The organism is Streptomyces gossypii (assembly GCF_025165795.1).
Classification (GTDB): Bacteria; Actinomycetota; Actinomycetes; order Streptomycetales; family Streptomycetaceae; genus Streptomyces; species Streptomyces gossypii.
Genome location: NZ_JAJAGO010000001.1, coordinates 73,248 through 88,505 on the forward strand (window position 1 = coordinate 73,248; position 15,258 = coordinate 88,505).

General features: G+C 70.9%; 16 protein-coding genes and 1 pseudogene. 11 read left to right on the forward strand and 6 right to left on the reverse strand.

From position 1 onward, the window contains the following. Window positions 1-140 precede the first annotated feature (140 nt). Entirely contained in the window at window positions 141-272 is a 132-nt protein-coding gene (locus LHJ74_RS00295; protein ID WP_260215304.1) for a hypothetical protein, read from the forward strand. A gap of 285 nt (window positions 273-557) precedes the next feature. On the opposite strand, the gene LHJ74_RS00300 is transcribed toward LHJ74_RS00295, so the two are convergent. Then, complete coding sequence (locus tag LHJ74_RS00300; RefSeq protein ID WP_260215305.1) at window positions 558-980, reverse strand: hypothetical protein; 423 nt, start codon at window positions 978-980, stop codon at window positions 558-560. Window positions 981-1,416: 436 nt separating this feature from the next. On the opposite strand from LHJ74_RS00300, the gene LHJ74_RS00305 reads away from it, so the two are divergent. Next, window positions 1,417-1,842, forward strand: a complete 426-nt coding sequence (locus LHJ74_RS00305; RefSeq protein WP_260215306.1) for a hypothetical protein — start codon at window positions 1,417-1,419, stop codon at window positions 1,840-1,842. 416 nt (window positions 1,843-2,258) lie between these two features. On the opposite strand, the pseudogene LHJ74_RS00310 reads toward LHJ74_RS00305, so the two are convergent. The 3 genes and pseudogenes from LHJ74_RS00310 to LHJ74_RS00320 all read right to left on the reverse strand — a co-directional run. Beyond that, a pseudogene (locus LHJ74_RS00310) lies at window positions 2,259-2,357 on the reverse strand (iron dependent repressor, metal binding and dimerization domain protein); the annotation flags it as partial. A 101-nt stretch (window positions 2,358-2,458) separates the two neighbouring features. Then, a complete protein-coding gene (locus LHJ74_RS00315; protein ID WP_260215921.1) occupies window positions 2,459-3,145 on the reverse strand; it encodes a DUF899 domain-containing protein in 687 nt (228 codons plus the stop codon). Window positions 3,146-3,354: 209 nt separating this feature from the next. After that, window positions 3,355-4,008, reverse strand: a complete 654-nt coding sequence (locus tag LHJ74_RS00320; RefSeq protein WP_260215307.1) for a class I SAM-dependent methyltransferase — start codon at window positions 4,006-4,008, stop codon at window positions 3,355-3,357. Between the two features lie 157 nt (window positions 4,009-4,165). Here LHJ74_RS00320 and LHJ74_RS00325 point away from each other — a divergent pair, with 157 nt between their 5' ends. From LHJ74_RS00325 to LHJ74_RS00345, 5 genes are all read left to right on the forward strand, one after another. After that, window positions 4,166-4,771 carry a helix-turn-helix domain-containing protein gene (locus tag LHJ74_RS00325; protein ID WP_260215922.1) on the forward strand — a complete coding sequence of 202 codons (606 nt, stop codon included), beginning with the start codon at window positions 4,166-4,168 and terminating at the stop codon, window positions 4,769-4,771. Window positions 4,772-5,105: 334 nt separating this feature from the next. Further along, window positions 5,106-6,413, forward strand: coding sequence for a S28 family serine protease (locus LHJ74_RS00330; RefSeq protein ID WP_260215309.1), 1,308 nt, complete (start codon window positions 5,106-5,108; stop codon window positions 6,411-6,413). Between the two features lie 214 nt (window positions 6,414-6,627). After that, complete coding sequence (locus tag LHJ74_RS00335) at window positions 6,628-7,818, forward strand: GyrI-like domain-containing protein (protein ID WP_260215310.1); 1,191 nt, start codon at window positions 6,628-6,630, stop codon at window positions 7,816-7,818. A 112-nt stretch (window positions 7,819-7,930) separates the two neighbouring features. Further along, complete coding sequence (locus tag LHJ74_RS00340; protein ID WP_260215311.1) at window positions 7,931-8,389, forward strand: nuclear transport factor 2 family protein; 459 nt, start codon at window positions 7,931-7,933, stop codon at window positions 8,387-8,389. 85 nt (window positions 8,390-8,474) lie between these two features. Next, a complete protein-coding gene (locus LHJ74_RS00345) occupies window positions 8,475-9,146 on the forward strand; it encodes a formylglycine-generating enzyme family protein (RefSeq protein ID WP_260215312.1) in 672 nt (223 codons plus the stop codon). Between the two features lie 113 nt (window positions 9,147-9,259). Here the strand turns inward: LHJ74_RS00345 and LHJ74_RS00350 are convergent, their stop codons facing one another. Beyond that, complete coding sequence (locus tag LHJ74_RS00350) at window positions 9,260-9,436, reverse strand: hypothetical protein (protein ID WP_260215967.1); 177 nt, start codon at window positions 9,434-9,436, stop codon at window positions 9,260-9,262. Between the two features lie 151 nt (window positions 9,437-9,587). Between LHJ74_RS00350 and LHJ74_RS00355 the strand changes: the two genes are divergently transcribed. Together LHJ74_RS00355 and LHJ74_RS00360 are read left to right on the forward strand one after the other, a co-directional pair. After that, window positions 9,588-10,289 (forward strand): nucleotidyltransferase domain-containing protein, encoded by a 702-nt coding sequence (locus LHJ74_RS00355; RefSeq protein ID WP_260215313.1) that lies wholly within the window; start codon window positions 9,588-9,590, stop codon window positions 10,287-10,289. Continuing rightward, the gene (locus LHJ74_RS00360) at window positions 10,286-11,083 is read left to right on the forward strand and encodes a nucleotidyltransferase domain-containing protein (RefSeq protein WP_260215314.1); all 798 of its coding nucleotides are present in this window, start codon (window positions 10,286-10,288) and stop codon (window positions 11,081-11,083) included. The genes LHJ74_RS00355 and LHJ74_RS00360 overlap by 4 nt, the downstream gene beginning before the upstream one ends. A 125-nt stretch (window positions 11,084-11,208) precedes the next feature. Here the strand turns inward: LHJ74_RS00360 and gnd are convergent, their stop codons facing one another. After that, complete coding sequence (gnd, locus tag LHJ74_RS00365) at window positions 11,209-12,660, reverse strand: NADP-dependent phosphogluconate dehydrogenase (RefSeq protein WP_260215316.1); 1,452 nt, start codon at window positions 12,658-12,660, stop codon at window positions 11,209-11,211. A 558-nt stretch (window positions 12,661-13,218) separates the two neighbouring features. Between gnd and LHJ74_RS00370 the strand changes: the two genes are divergently transcribed. Next, on the forward strand, window positions 13,219-13,620 hold the full coding sequence (locus LHJ74_RS00370) for a hypothetical protein (protein ID WP_260215318.1): 402 nt from the start codon (window positions 13,219-13,221) through the stop codon (window positions 13,618-13,620). 428 nt (window positions 13,621-14,048) lie between these two features. Further along, window positions 14,049-15,239, forward strand: a complete 1,191-nt coding sequence (locus tag LHJ74_RS00375; RefSeq protein WP_260215319.1) for an FAD-dependent oxidoreductase — start codon at window positions 14,049-14,051, stop codon at window positions 15,237-15,239. Window positions 15,240-15,258 lie beyond the last annotated feature (19 nt).

Below are 15,258 nucleotides of genomic sequence, written 5' to 3' on the forward strand. Positions count from 1 at the left end.
ACACCTTCGCGACCCTGCCCCTTTCCGTCGCCAGGAAGAGAGCTATCTCCACACCCACGGGCACCGCGATCCGCTGGGGCCGACTTGCGTCCCTGCGCTGCCCGCAATGCCGCCGCCGCGTCGCCGTGACAGAGGGCCGGATGGCTGAGCACACCCGCGTATCGCTGCCCTGCCCGCTCTCCGATGCCATCGTGGAGGACTGCGCCGTACCTCCGCCGGTGTTCGATGCCCCCGGCGCGTACCTGCGGCGGATACGCGGTGACCAACTGTGAGAGTCACGGGAGCGGGTCGGGCGGTGCGTGTTCGCGTTCCCATGCTGTGCGGGCCGCGCGGCGGTGATCCGCGCAAGGGTCACGCGGGGCGCGCTCGACCAGGCAGAAGGTGCGCGCCACCTCCACAGCCGAGGCAAAGGAGCGCAGGCCCTGTCGCGTACCGCCGCGTCCCGTACGCGAACACCCCAGCCCAAACGCCACCTGGCACCGCGACTGACCGCCTCTCCAGCGGCACGACACGGGCGCCGGGCCGGCAGGACGGCCCGGCGCCACTGCAGGTGGCGGTCAGAAATGGGGCAGCAGGGAAGAGCCCCACTGGTGGGATCCCGAATACGCCAGGAACCAGTAGTCGGTGAGCAAAATCGTGTCCCAGTCAGGGTTGTCGGGGTTCAGTGACGACTGTTGCACGTAGAAGCCGTCGCCCGGAATAAGGCAGTCCTTCCAGGTGTACCGGCCCGCACCGAGGTAAAGGTCCGGACGCTCGGCGGCTCCCTTGATTCTCCAGTCGTAGTAGCCGGATGCCAGGGTGATGCTCCGTTCGATGCAGGATTCCGGCATGTCGCTGGTGGGCTCGGACGTCAGGTGCTGGGTCTTGGTGTTGTAGGCCGGATCGGCCGTCGGGGCTGCCAGGGCGGTGCCTGGCACGGTGAGGATGGCCACGCCGAGCAAAGCCATGAGGGATAAGAAGGTTCGCGCAATTCGCGTCACGATCGTTTCCTTTCCAGGGGGGTGCCGCCCGGAGTGTCACTGGCGACTTGACCTTGACGACTACAGCACCCTCGGAATTGTTCAGCATGTGCCTCCGCTCCGATGAACAATTCCTCTTCGTCGGGCATGCCGTGCTCGCGGGGGCGTAGGGCGCGGACGGCCTGGCGTGGCCGCGGTAGCTGTCGGTATCGCTTCCCCGCTGCAGAGCGCTGGTGCCACCGAAGTTCTGCCCGAACGGCAATGCCAGGCACAGCTGTTGAGCAATCATGGAGCGACTTGCGGGGAGACGGCGTCCGGCAGGTTCAGCAGCATTCGACATGTGCGAGGGATCATGGTCGTATCACGCGTGCTGGCGCCAAGGACCTCCTGCGCGCTCGGCTGCTTCCCGTGGGTGGTGTTCGCGCTCTTGATCGCCCTTGTCTCCGGAGGATTGTTCATGACCCTCCGCAGTGACGGGCCTGGGAATCAGGAGATCTACGCCGAGGAGATCGACCAGGCCCGCCAGCAGCTCTTCAAGGGCCAGCTTGTCCACACCGACGCGAGGACCCTGAGGCTTGTGGCCGGGGCGGACCCGCGCCCGTTCCGAGTCGATGTGCTGGGCAGTTGGCGCCGGGCCAGTCCCGGTGAGGCGCAAGCCCCGGTGAGTGCGGGTGCGCAGATCGGGGTGAAACTCCACTGCTCGGGTGCCGGAGTGCGGTGCACGCCGCTGTCGTCGGAGCGCCGGAACGTCCTGTCGAAGAGCGACGGGGCGACGTGGATGTGGGATGTGAGCGCGCAGCGGCCCGGGAAGGTCAGCTTTGCTCTCACCGTGACTGCCTACTTCCGCGAGAGCGACACCGTGCTGCCGAGAAGCCGCCTGTGACCACACGCGTCGGCGTGGCCGCGCCGCTCAGCGACAACGGCTGGTACTCCTGGGCCAAGGACCTGTGGCGGTGGATGACCGGCACGATCACCAGCCTGGGTGGGCTCGCCGTATCAGCGAGCGCCATCATTGCCCTGGTCGTCACGGCGGTCCGCCGACGGCTTCCGGCTGCCGACGCGGACGATACTAGTACCACTGAGCGCATGCGCGGCGACGGTCGGCTGCCACGGGCACGGCCGGTGCGGAAGAGCCGTTCACGTCTCGGCCGGCCACGCGTACAGCACCATGCGGTAAGGAGTCCTCGGTCCGACCGTCGCAGAGACGCTCACCGCACCCCCGACGAATGACAGTCCACGACACGGTGAGCACTCAGGGCTTCCTGCACGAGATCGCCCCCTGGCGGAACCCGCCGTGGTCACGTCGACGAGCAGGCACTCCGCGAGCCGGTGCTTGCGCATCACGCGCGTGGCGGTCCGCCGGCCCTCCTGAGTCAGCCCCGGGTGCCGGTCTCCGGCGGCGCGGCGCTGGCCGTGCCGCATGCGACTTCCTGAAGGGTGGAAGCAGCTCGGTGAGCTCGGGTGACCGCGAGGCTGTTGAGCCCGTCGGACTCGGTACCTCACGCATCAGGGCCGTAGAGCGCGGCGATGTCCTCGGAGCCGGGCCACCGGCTGTAGGTGGGTGACTGCGGCCAGCCCTCGGGCGAGTCCTGCCACTCCTCCTGCCGCCCGTAGGGCAGCAGGTCCATCAGGGCGAAGGTGTGACTGAGCTGCTCGGTGCCTCGGCCGCTGGTGTGCCAGGTGCGGTAGACGGTGTCGCCGTCGCGCAGGAAGACGTTGACCGCGAATCCACCGCCGGGCGGTGCACCCACGTCGGTGCCGAACGTGCTGTTCGCGGTGGAGTACCAGGTCATCTTGTTCCCGACCCGCCGTTGGTAGGTGAGGGCCTCGTCGATCGGGCCCTGGGTGACGATGACGAACCTGGCGTCGTAGGGCTCCAGGAACTCCAGCCGGGTGAACTGCGACGTGAACCCCGTGCAGCCCGGGCACTGCCACGTCTCGCCGGGAAACCACATGTGGCTGTAGACGATCAGCTGGGACTTGTCGCCGAAGATCTCGGCGAGCCGGACCGGTCCCTCCTCGCCCTCGAGGGTGTAGTCCGGCATCTCGACCATCGGCAGGCGGCGGCGCTGGGCGGCGATCGCATCGAGTTCCCGGGTCGCGGCCTTCTCCCGAACGCGCAGGCCGTCGAGTCGACGCTGCCAGGTCTCGGCGTCGACGACGGCCGGTAGTGCCTTGGCGGTCATGAGTTCCTCCGATCCGAGGTTCACGGCTTGGGTGTGTAGGTGTAGACCGTGCCCGGCCGCCGAAATCATCGTTCTCCGGCCCGGCCGGCTGCTGCGGGCAGGTCGCAGCGCCCCGGGCCAGCGGCGGGCCGCCGGGGCGGGGGCTCGGGCGGGGGCTCGGGCGCTGGTGCGGGGAGTGGAGTGCGGTGCGGTGGGGTGGGGCGGGGTGGTTAGTTGCGCCGGGTGGCGCGCACGACGACGTCGTGCAGGGGGACCTCCCGGCCGCCGGGGCCGGCGAGCGTGCGGTGCCGCTCTTCGGCGGTGACGGTCTCCCACTCGGTGCCGTCCAGGCGCGTCGTGACGTCCGCTGCGGTGGCCGACGCCTCAGCGGGAGGCTGGTGGCCGTCACCGTGGCCGTGGCCGTCGTCTGTGGCGCTGTGGGTGTGCAGATGTCCGACGATCAGCAGGGTGCCGCCGGGGGCCACCCATGCGGCGATGCGGTCGTAGAACTCCAGTTGCGGCATCGCCGGGTGGGCGTAGTGGGTCGTGACCAGGTCGAACCGCGTGCCCGGGTCCCAGACGCTCAGGTCCGCCTCGACCCACTGCACGCGTGCGGAGGCTCCGCTCGTCGCCGCGCGGTCAGCGGCGCGGGCCAGCGCTTGGGCCGAGATGTCGGCTGCGGTGACCTGCCAGCCGTGCGAGGCGAGCCAGATCGCCTCGGCGCCCGCGCCGCACCCCGCGTCCAGTGCCGTGCCCGGTGTCAGGCCGCCGGTCTCACGAGCGAGGTACGGGTTGGGCGGGTTTCTGTCCATGGATCCGGGGCCTCCAGCTCGCCCCTGTTGCCAGTGCTGCTCCCAGAAGTCCTTGTCGAACCCGTGCGTCATAGGTCGTCCTCCTCGTTCGCGATGATCTCTGCGCCGCGCCGCCGGGCTCCCCCGCGCCGACAGCCCGTGCACCCCTCCTGGGGGTGCGTTCCCCGGCTCGTTCTTCAGGGTGCTGAGGGCGAAGACGGATGTGCAAACGTTGTTGCCGAATGGCAAAATGGCGGGGGTGGACGAAGCCATTGACCGCACTCTTGACGCTGCCGGACCGAGGCTGAAGCGCCTCCGGCTGCATCGCGACGTCACGCTCGCCGAACTCACGCAGGAGACCGGCATCTCCACCAGCACCTTGTCCCGGCTCGAGGCGGGCCTGCGACGTCCCACGCTCGAGCAGCTGCTTCCGCTTGCCCGCGCCTACGGGGTCACCCTCGACGAGCTCGTCGATGCGCCGCCGACCGGCGACCCCCGTGTCAACCTGCGTCCCATCCCCTGCGGCGACGGCTCGGTCATCCTGCCGCTGACCCGCAGGCCCGGAGGAATCCAGGCCTACAAGTTCGTCCTCGCGACCGGCAGCGACGACGCCGAACCCGACCTGCGCACCCACGAGGGCTACGACTGGGCCTATGTCCTCAACGGAACGCTCCGCCTTGTCCTCGGGGAACACGACCTCATCCTCAAGCCCGGGGAGGCCGCGGAGTTCGACACGCGCACCCCGCACTGGTTCGGGGCCACCAGCGCTGGTCCCGTCGAGTACCTGAGCCTCATCGGGAAACAAGGCGAACGCACGCACCTCCGTGCAGCACCGGGACATGGCCCGGCCGGGTAGGAAAGCTCAGTGCGGGACTGCAGGAGCCGTCGGCGGGCTGATCGAGGAGACCTCCTGGGAACCGGAAGACGGACGCTGCCCCGCTCGGGCATCCGCTGGTCAAGCCGCGCATGCAAACCGAACTCCCTGACGCCTCGGCGGTCTTGGCCTTCGCGTCCATCCGGGAGATCATCGAGGTGAGTCAGTTCCACTGACGCTGCGCCGGGGTATGGCTGTTGGGCGAAGCCGGTATCGGCCGGCCGGATGCGGCGACGCACGGTGCCCCGCCGGCGCGACAGGGGCCTGACCGCGGGAGGGGCAGCCAGTGGGAGCTTGGACGAGGCGCCGGTTACTGGTGTCGGCCGCGGGTGCGGCCGGCCTCGCGGGCGCGGTGCCGTCTCCCGCACACGCCCTGGCGCACGGCCGGCGGGGTGATGACGCCCTCCTGGAGGGCTTGCGGGCCCTGCCCGGGCTGCGGGTTGTCGAGGAAAGGCCGGGTGCCCAGCCGGGAGAGCGGTTCTTCGTTCTCGGTCTGCGCCAGCTTGTCGACCACCGTCACCCCGCGGCCGGCACCTTCGAGCAGCGGCTGACCCTGCTGCACACCTCCACCGACCGTCCCATGGTCTTGCTCACCACAGGTTACGAGGCCCTTCTTCAGCCCCTGCGGTTCGAACCGGCCGCCTTGCTGGATGCCAACCAGCTCCAGGTCGAGCACCGTTTCTTCGGCACCTCACGCCCCGCGCCGCTCGACTACAGGCATCTGACGATCCGCCAGGCCGCCGACGACTTCCACCGTGTCGTCCGGCTCTTCCGCCGCCTGTATCCCCGCCCGTGGATCTCCACGGGCGGCAGCAAGGGCGGCATGGCCAGCGTGTACCACCGCCGGTTCCACCCGCACGACGTGAACGGCACCGTGGCCTACTCCGCACCCGACAACGTCGACGACCAGGACGACTCCGCCTACCTCCGGTTCCTGGAGACCGTCGGAACCGCCGCCTGCCGAGACGCGCTCAAGACGGCACAGCGTCAGATCCTGCTGAGACGCGCGGAGATGACCGCACGCTACGAGGCATGGGCGGCTTCGGCCGGCACCGCGTTCCGCATCATCGGCAACGCCGACAAGGCCCTCGAGATCGCCGTGCTGCGCGTCCCGTTCATGTTCTGGCAGAGCAAGACCGCCGCCGACTGCGCGGCGATTCCCGGCCCCGACGCGACCACAGAGGCCCTGTACACGTGGCTGGACGACACCGTCGCCCTTCCCGTCTACGCCGACTCGGTCGCCGAGCACTACGTTGCGTACTTCTACCAACTGGGCACACAGCTGGGCTACCTCGACGTCCCCGTCGCCCACCTGGCCGGCCTCCTGCGGTATCCGGACGCCATCGAGCCCCGCAGCTTCGTCCCCCGCGACATCCCGATGCGCTTCGACGCGGACGCCATGCCCGACATCGACAACTGGGTCCGCCGGCGAGGCAGCCGCATGCTGTTCATCAACGGCACCCAGGACCCCTCGGTCGCCGAGTCCTTCCCTCCCGCATCCGCGGACTCCCGCGTCCTGTGGGCCCCCGGAGCCAACCACCAGATGACCACCATCGCCGCCCTCTCCCCCGGCGACCGCGCCGAAGCCACCGCCACCCTCACCCGCTGGGCCGGCAGCCCCTGAGCCGGCGAACCCGGACTGGCCCCGGGGCATGCCGTGGCGGATCGCGCGGTTGCGACGTGAGCGGTCGGCCGCCCTGCCAACGGACTACCGCCTCTACGGCAAGGCGATTGACCGGCGTCCCCGCCGCGGCACCGGTGAACGCGTCCGGCTGACGGGGCACTCCCTCCATCAGCCGCGCACCACCGCCTCCTATTCTAGTGCTAGAATAGGAGGCATGAGCTCAGGTCTTTCCGCTGCCGAACTGACGTTGCTCGGCCTGCTGGTGGAGCAGCCTCGACACGGATACGAACTGGAGGCAGTGATCGCCGAGCGGGGGATGCGCGAGTGGACGGAGATCGGGTTCAGCTCGATCTACTATCTGATGACCAAGCTCCGGGAGCGCGGCCTGATCGCCCAGACCGACGCGTCGCAGTCCGGGAGCGGCAAGGGGCGCAAGGTGTACGCCGCGACTGCCGAGGGGCGCAGAGCCTGCGCGACCGCGGCCCAGGAGGCGATCGCACAGCCCCATCCGCTCTTCCCGCGTGTCCTGGTGGGGCTGGCCAATCAGCCGGCCCTCGGCCGTGAGCGCCTGCTCGACGCGCTGGACCAGCGCTCCAGGGCGCTCGCCGAGCGCGTGGAAGACGTCCGACGGGCCGCGTCCCAGGAGCGGGGCGCCCCGGAGTTCGTGCGCGCGATCTTCGACTACTCCCTCAGTCAGCTGTCAGCCGAACAGGTGTGGCTGGCCCGGTACCGGGCATCGCTGGCCGATGCCGGTGCGCACCTTCCAGGAAGTGAGACACCGATGGCACCGTACGACGTCAAGCGGGAGCACAAGGAGCTCTACGCGCCCAAGAACACCGCGTGGGCCGTCGTGGACGTTCCCCAGCAGCAGTTCATCGCCGTCGACGGCGCCGGGGACCCGAACACCTCGCCCGCCTACGCGAGCGCGGTCGAGGCCCTCTACGCGGTCGCCTACACCCTCAAGTTCGCCGGCAAGCGCACGGCCGGCGGCGACTTCGTCGTCGCCCCGCTGGAAGGGCTGTGGTGGTCGGACCAGCCCGACGCTTTCACCACCCGCGCCAAGGACGCCTGGAAGTGGACCATGCTCATCAGCCTGCCCTCCTGGATCACGAAGGAGATGACCGAGGAGGCCGGGCAGACCGCGCTGGCCAGGAAGAAGCTCCCCGCGATCTCCCTGGTCCGGCATCTGACGCTCCGTGAAGGCCCCAGCGCCCAGGTGCTGCACATCGGCTCCTACGACGACGAGGCCCCCGTACTCGAAGAGCTCCACCACACCTTCCTCGGCGCCAACGGCCTGCGGGCATCGGGCCTGCACCACGAGATCTACCTCGGCGACCCCCGCAAGAGCGCCCCCGAGAAGCTGAAGACCATCCTGCGCCAGCCTGTGGAGCACCTCGGCCGCTGACCTGCGCTCCTTACCTGCGGGGTAATCGACCTTTCTCCCCCAGCCCGGCAGGATCAAGCACATCGGCGGGAGCCCCCGCCCAGGATCCGGCCGCAGCCGCGAGGAGAGCGTCATGTCCGTCAAGTCCCCTGTACAGCAGCCGGGTTCAGCCGCCGCCGACAGTTTTGTCAGCGAGGCCACCCGGGCCGTCGTGCAGGAGTTCCTTGCCGCCCGGGTGGCCGGTGACACCGCACGCCTCGCCACGCTCTTCGCCGACGAGGTCGACTGGCTGCTCGCCGAGAACCCCGGCGTCCCGTGGATCCGCCCGCGCTCCACCGCCGCCGAATGCGCCGCCCAGTTCACCGAGTTGATGCAGTACACCGTGCCCGAGGACGCGCGCGCCTCCGTCGACGCCTTCCTCGTCGACGGCACCGGCGCCGTCTTGACGGGGCACGTGTCGGGGACCGTGCGGGCGACGGGAAAGTCCTTCCAGGGCCCGTTCGCGCTGCACCTGAGCGTCCAGGACGGCCGGATCACCCGGCACCACCTCTACGAGAACAGCCTGTCCATCGCCGAGGCCTGCGCCCCGTGAGGCTACGGCCGCCCGCCCGTACCCCGGTCCGGTCGGGCCTCGCCGTGGCGAGAGGACACCTCCCTCCCGGTAGGCTCCCTGGATCATGGACGTGGCTGCGGGAAGCGAGATGGTCACCATCCCAGCGGGGGTGGTGACACTGTCGGACCGGCGGACGCAGCGCAGTTGGCCGGTCGAGCTCGCCCCCTACCAGCTCGCGGCTCTCCCGGTCACCCAGGCGTTGTACGCACAGATCACCGGCCGGCACCCGAGCACCGCCGTGGGGGACCAGCTGCCCGTGGAGTGCGTTTCCTGGCAGGACGCGGCACGGTTCTGCAACGCCCTGTCCCTGCGCGAGGGGTTCGCCCCCGCCTACCGCCTGCATGCGGACGGCGAGGGCATCGAGTGGGACGCGTCCACCGACGGGTACCGGCTGCCGACCGAAGCCGAGTGGGAGCACGCCTGCCGCGCCGGCACGGCCGGGCCGCACTACGCGCCGCTCGACGAGATCGCCTGGTACCGCGGCAACTCGCAGGAGCGCATCCACGCCGTGGGCGGCAAACGCCCCAACCCGTGGGGCCTCTACGACATGCTCGGCAACGTCTGGGACTGGTGCTGGGACGTCTACGACGCCGAGGTCTACGGCACCTACCGGGTACTCCGCGGCGGCGGCTGGTTCGATGAGCACTGGAGTTGCCGGGCCTCGGCGCGGCGCCGCAGCCACCCCGCGTTCCAGGTCGACGACGTGGGGTTCCGCCTCGCGCGCTCCCCCGCGTGAATCCGGCCCTCGTGGAGCGAGGGCGGGTTCCTGGATCAGGCGGCGGGCCATGGGCGCCTGGCGAAAAAACTTCGGCCGGAAGGCCGCTGCCGCCGGGGCAACGGGATCGCGAATCACGGCCTCGGCCCGCTTACAGCCCGGTCCGCTGCGACCAGCGCGCACACCGGCGCGTAGAGGAACCAGCCCGGTTCGGCGTGGGCGCGGTGGATGAGCCGGGAGGCGAGGACGTTGCCCTGGCCCGCCGCAGCCATCGCGGTGTCGTCCAGGACGACATGCATGGCGTCGCTCACCGGCTGGTGACCTGCGTCTGCGCCAGGCGCCGGTCCAGTTCGCCGTCCAGGTCGCGTTCCTGGGCTGCGGGCGGGGCGTAGCCGTTCCATTCCCGTGCCCTGCCGGAAACCCGCTGGCCAGGTGCCCCGTGCCGCGGCGAAGATGGGCCGCATGTCGCAGGGGCAGCACGTGGCCGAGCAGCGCAGCATCTTGTCGGTGGTCGTGGGATCGCGCGCGTTCGGGCTCGCAACCGCCGCTTCGGATGTCGATCGGCGGGGTGTGTATGTCGCCCCGACCGAGGACTTCTGGCGCATCGGCAAGCCGCCCACCCACATGGAGGGCCCTCTGCCCGAGCAGTTCAGCTGGGAGGTCGAGCGGTTCTGCGCACTCGCCCTGACCGCCAATCCCAACCTCCTGGAAGTACTGCACAGTCCTCTTGTCGAGCACAGCACGCCGCTCGGCTGCGAACTGCGCGCGCTCTCCCCCGCCTTCCTCTCCCGCCGTGCCCACCGCACCTACGCGCGGTACGCGCAGGCCCAGTTCGCCAAGGCGCACGCGCGGCGGGAGCGCGAGGGCGAGCCCCGCTGGAAGCACGTCCTGCACCTGCTCCGCCTGATGATCAGCGGTGCCGCGCTCCTGGAGGAGGGCACCGTGCAGATCGACGCCGGGCCCTACCGCGCCCGGCTCCTGGCCGTGCGCCGGGGCGAACTGTCCTGGGAAGAGGTCTGCGCCTGGCGCGACCGCCTGGCCGTACGCCTGGACGAAGCGCTCGCCCGCAGCCCTCTGCCCGAAGACCCCGACACCGCACGCGTGGAGGGCTGGCTCGTCTCGGTACGCCGCCGGTCCCTTCGCGGGGAAAGCAGCCGGACATGACCGCTCCCCTGACCGTCACCCTCCCGGCATACGGCCTGCCCGACCTCGCGCCGGTCATCGCCGGCCAGCAGCACGCCCTGCTGTTCGCCACCGTCTCCGGGGCGCACCTGTACGGCTTCCCTTCCCGCGACTCCGACGTCGATCTGCGCGGTGTCCACCTGCTGCCCCTGCGCGAGGTGCTGGGGCTGGCCTCCGTACGGGAGACCCACGCGCGCACGTGGGACCGCCACGGAGTGGAGATGGACCTGGTCACCCACGACCTTGCCAAGTTCGCCCGCCTCCTGCTCCAGCCGAACGGCTACGTGCTGGAACAGCTGCTCTCCCCGCTGGTCGCCCACACCACGGCGGCCCATACCGAACTGGTGGCGCTCGCACCCCGTTTGCTGACCCGGCACCACGCACGCCACTACCGGGGCTTCGCCAGGACCCAGTGGAGGCGTTTCGAGAAGACCGGTGAGCTCAAGCCGCTGCTCTACACCTTCCGCGTCCTGCTGACCGGCATCCACCTGATGCGCACTCAGGAGGTGCTCGCCCACCTGCCCTCACTGCTGGAGGCCGGTCAGGCCCCAGGCTTCCTCCCCGACCTCATCGGGGCCAAGGCCGAAGCCGAGCACGGCCTCCTGGCCCACATGTCCGGCGCCCCGGGCACGGAGCGTCTGGCCGCAGACGTGGAAGCCCTCGCTGCCGCCCTGGACACGGCGGAAGCGGACACCGGTCTGCCGCAGGAGCCCCGGGCCCGGGCCCGTGCGCGGCTGAACGAACTGGTCGTGGACACGCGGCTGCGGACGGGTTGACTTCGCCGGGCCCGGGCCCGGGCGGGGGCGCTTCGTCGTGCTTACGATCGGATACACCGACGTGCCCGACCCCGGCCGCCCCGAGACAGGCACCACCGTGGTGGGCGGCCGGGACCACCCCGTGGTCAGTGGGTGGAGGGTTCGGCCTTGATCTCGGTGCGGTCGCCCGACCAGAGGGTGTGGAAGGTGCCCTCCTGGTCGACGCACTGGTAGGTGTGCGCTCCGAAGAAGTCGCGCTGCCCCTGGACGAGCGCGGCGGGCAGGCGGGGGGAGGCGAGGGCGTCGTAGTAGCTGAGGGCGGAGGCGAATCCGGGCACCGGGATGCCGGACAGGGCCGCCTTGGCGACGATGCGGCGCCAGGCCGCTTCACCGCCGGCGACCGCCCGGGCGAAGTAGGGGTCCTCCAGGAGCGTCGCGAGGGCCGCGTTGTTTTCGTACGCGTCGACGATGCGGTTGAGGAACTGTGCGCGGATGATGCAGCCGCCGCGCCAGATCTTGGCGACCGCGCCCTTGTCGATGTCCCAGCCGTAGGCGTGGGCACCGGCGATGACGGAGTCGAAGCCCTGCGCGTACGCGATGATCTTCGAGGCGTAGAGCGCCTTGTGGACGTCGTCCTCGAAGCCGTCGCCCGCCTCCTGGATCCGGGGGCGTGAGGTGACGACCCGCTGTACCGCGGCCCGCTGGTCTGGCTTGGAGGACACGGCGCGTGCGAAGACGGCCTCGGCGATGCCGCCGACCGGCACGCCGAGCCCGACGGCGTTCTGCACCGTCCACACGCCGGTGCCCTTCGAGCCGGCCTGGTCGGCGATCGAGTCGATCAGCAAACCGCCGGTCTTCGCGTCCCGCTGGCGCAGCACCTCCGCCGTGATCTCGATGAGGTAGCTCTCCAGTTCGCCCTTGTTCCATTCCTCGAACACCGCGGCGATGGCCTCGGGTCCGTGGCCGCCCACCCGGCGCAGCAGGTCGTAGGACTCGGCGATCAGCTGCATGTCGGCGTACTCGATGCCGTTGTGGATCATCTTGACGAAGTGGCCGGCGCCGTCGGTGCCGATGTGCGTCACGCACGGCTCGCCCTCGGCGACGGCGGCGATCGACGCGAGGATCGGGCCGAGCGTCCGGTAGGCCTCCTTCGATCCGCCGGGCATGATCGAGGGGCCCTTGAGCGCGCCCTCCTCGCCGCCCGAGATGCCCGCGCCGACGAAGTTGAGCCCGCGGTCGCGCAGGGCGGCCTCGCGGCGGATCGTGTCGTGGAAGTTGGCGTTGCCGCCGTCGACGATGATGTCGCCTTCCTCGAACACTTCCGCGAGCGCTTCGATGACGGCGTCGGTGCCCTTGCCTGCCTGCACCATGATGATCGCGGTGCGCGGCCTGGAGAGCGACGCCGCGAACTCCTCGATCGTCTTGGCCGCGAGGAACCCGGCGTCGCCGTGCTCCGCCATGAGGGTGTCGGTGCGCCCGGGTGAACGGTTGTAGACGGCAACGGTGTTGCCCTCGCGGCTCGCGAGGTTGCGCGCGAGGTTGGAGCCCATGACGGCCAGCCCGACGACTCCGATGTTCGCCTGTGCTTGGGTGCTCATCTTCTTCTTTCGGTCGATGTCGGCAGGTGCGTCCGCGTGGCCGGATCTCGTGTCTCACCCCGTCGGGGGGTCAGGAGCGGTAACCCCGCCCCTGACGGGGATGTTCCACTTTGAAGTCCTCGCCCGCGCGCATCCCACGCCGACGCGAGCCGGCCGGCGCCCAGGGCGGCGGGGGGGCAACTGCGGCCCGTCACCCGGTCGGCGGGTTCTGCGCTGTCCGGACCTGGCGAACCACAGCCTGTACCACGCCCCGCGCGTATCCCGGATGCCGGTGCCCGGGTGCGGCGGCTGCCCCCGCGCAGGGGGCGGCCGGGCCACCGCGCTGACGCAGCGCCTGCTGCCGCCGGTCCTGGCCGCCCAGGGCCTGCCCCCGGCCTGCCGAGGGCCTGTGCACGCGCTCCGCGCGGGGGAAAGACCGGCCCCGTGCAGTTGTGCCGCTGCGGGTAGCGTGATCCCGTGGATTTGGAAGCCAGGTTGTTCCCTCCTCGTCCGATCCGCGGTGTCCAGGGCGTGTATGCGCGTCTGCACTGCGGTCCCTGCTCTTTCGCGTGGGCGCTCATGGACTTCGAACCCCGGCAGGAGGGCGTCACGTTCGAGGTGGCCGCCCCCCTGGAGACGCGCGGGGACCCCGGTGCGCAAGAGCTGTCCGCCTACTGCCGGGCGCTGGAGGCGGGAGTCCGTGAGAAGTTGGCCGGACAGAGGGCCGGCACCAGCGCGGCGGTCGCGGTGGTACTGCGCGGCATACGTGTCCACCCGACGGACTCCCACCCGAGGGCTTTCCACATGGCCGGGTGCCTCGCGGCGGGCAAGGCCCTCCTTGTCGCCTACGGCCCCCCGCCCAGGTCCCAGCGGCGCCGCGCGCCCGCGGGTGACACCCGCCGGTGTTACCTGGGCTGTCTGGGCCCCGGTGCGCGGGGCAGGGCCTCCTGTGTGCTGCGGCTGGCGGGGCTGTGCCCTTGACACAGGCCGCCGGACCACAGCGATCAGGGCGTTCAACTGCGGTGATTCCGCAGTCGGACACGGCCGGTCACCGCTGCGGAGTGTCCGGGGAGGGCGCCTGGGTGCGCTGAGGGCCGCCGTGGGCCGGGCCAGTGGAAGGGGGCGTTCAGCGGCTCGGATCGAGCAGTTGTCGGCCGGGGTCAGCTGACCTACTCTCACCCGAGAAGTCGGCCATGCCGCCGGATATCCGCCGGAACTCTCCGGCCGTCCGCGGCCGTCGGGGATGAGGCGTGCGTGAGGCGTGGTGGCTGCGGCGGCGCGAAGGTCTTCGTGTCCGCCTCTCTCCCGGTCTTCGAGCTTCCGGCTGCGCTGCGCCTGCCCTGCCCTGCTCCGCAGGAGCTTCGTTTACTCCCCGCGCTGAAGCACGGGGTATCCACGAAGGAGATCCGATGAGCTCGCACACCCGCACGGCCCTGGTCATCGGCGGGGGCATCGCCGGCCCGATCGTGGCGATGGCTCTGGGCAAGGCCGGGATCGAGGCCACGGTGTACGAGGCGTACCGCAGCAGAGCCGACGGGATCGGGGGCGGGCTGAGCATCGCCCCCAACGGGCTGAACGCCCTGGAGGTGATCGGTGCCGCCGCGGTGGTCCGCGGCGTGGGCACCTCCATGAGGGGCACCGTGCTGGAGAGCGGGAGCGGTGAGCCGCTGGGCGGGTTCGGTGTCCCGCCCGGTCTGCCCGCCCCGCAGTTCGTCTGGCGCGGGGATCTGGCCCGGGCTCTGCACCTGGAGGCGGCCCGCCGCGGCATCCGCACGGTGCACGGCAAGGAGCTGGTCGGTGTGGCGGAGAGCGGTGAGGGGGTGAGCGCGCGCTTCGCCGACGGGTCGCAGGCCGCCGCCGACGTGCTGGTCGGGGCGGACGGTATCCGTTCCTCGGTTCGCCCGCTCATCGACCCGGCGGCCCCGCAGCCCCGGTACGCGGGTCTGCTCGGCTTCGCCGCCTCCCTGCGCGAGACCGGGCTGGCCCCCACGCAGGGCAAGCTGCATGTCAGCTACGGCGAGCGGGCCTCGTTCGGCTATCTGGCCCACCAGGACTCCTCGGGCGGCTGGTTCGTGAATCTGCCGCACCCTGAGCCGATGACGCTGGCCCAGGCGCGGCAGGTGGATCCGGGGGAATGGCTGGGCAGGCTGCGTGAGGCGTTCACCCAGGACCGCTCCCCCGCCTTGGACATGCTGCGCCGGACCGAGGCCGCCGATCTGCTGATCACCGGGCCGCTGGAGACGATGCCGACGGTGCCCACCTGGAGCCGGGGGCGGATGGTGCTGGTCGGAGACGCGGTCCACGCGGCGTCCCCCAGTTCGGGGCAGGGTGCTTCGCTGGCGATCGAGAGCGGCGTGCAGCTGGCCCGCGCTCTGCGCGACCTGCCGCACCAGGAGGCGTTCGCGGCGTACGAGGGGCTGCGCCGGGCCCGGGTCGAGCGGGTCATCGCGGCGGCCACCCGCACCAATCACAGCAAGGCCAATCCGGGGACGGCGGCGAAGCCGGTGCAACCGGAGGACATGGACTGGCAGTTCGACTACCTCGTCGACTGGGACGCCCCGGTCGCCGGCGGCGCGCACGCGGGAACGGCCGGGGCATAGAGGTCTTCACGCGGGACGG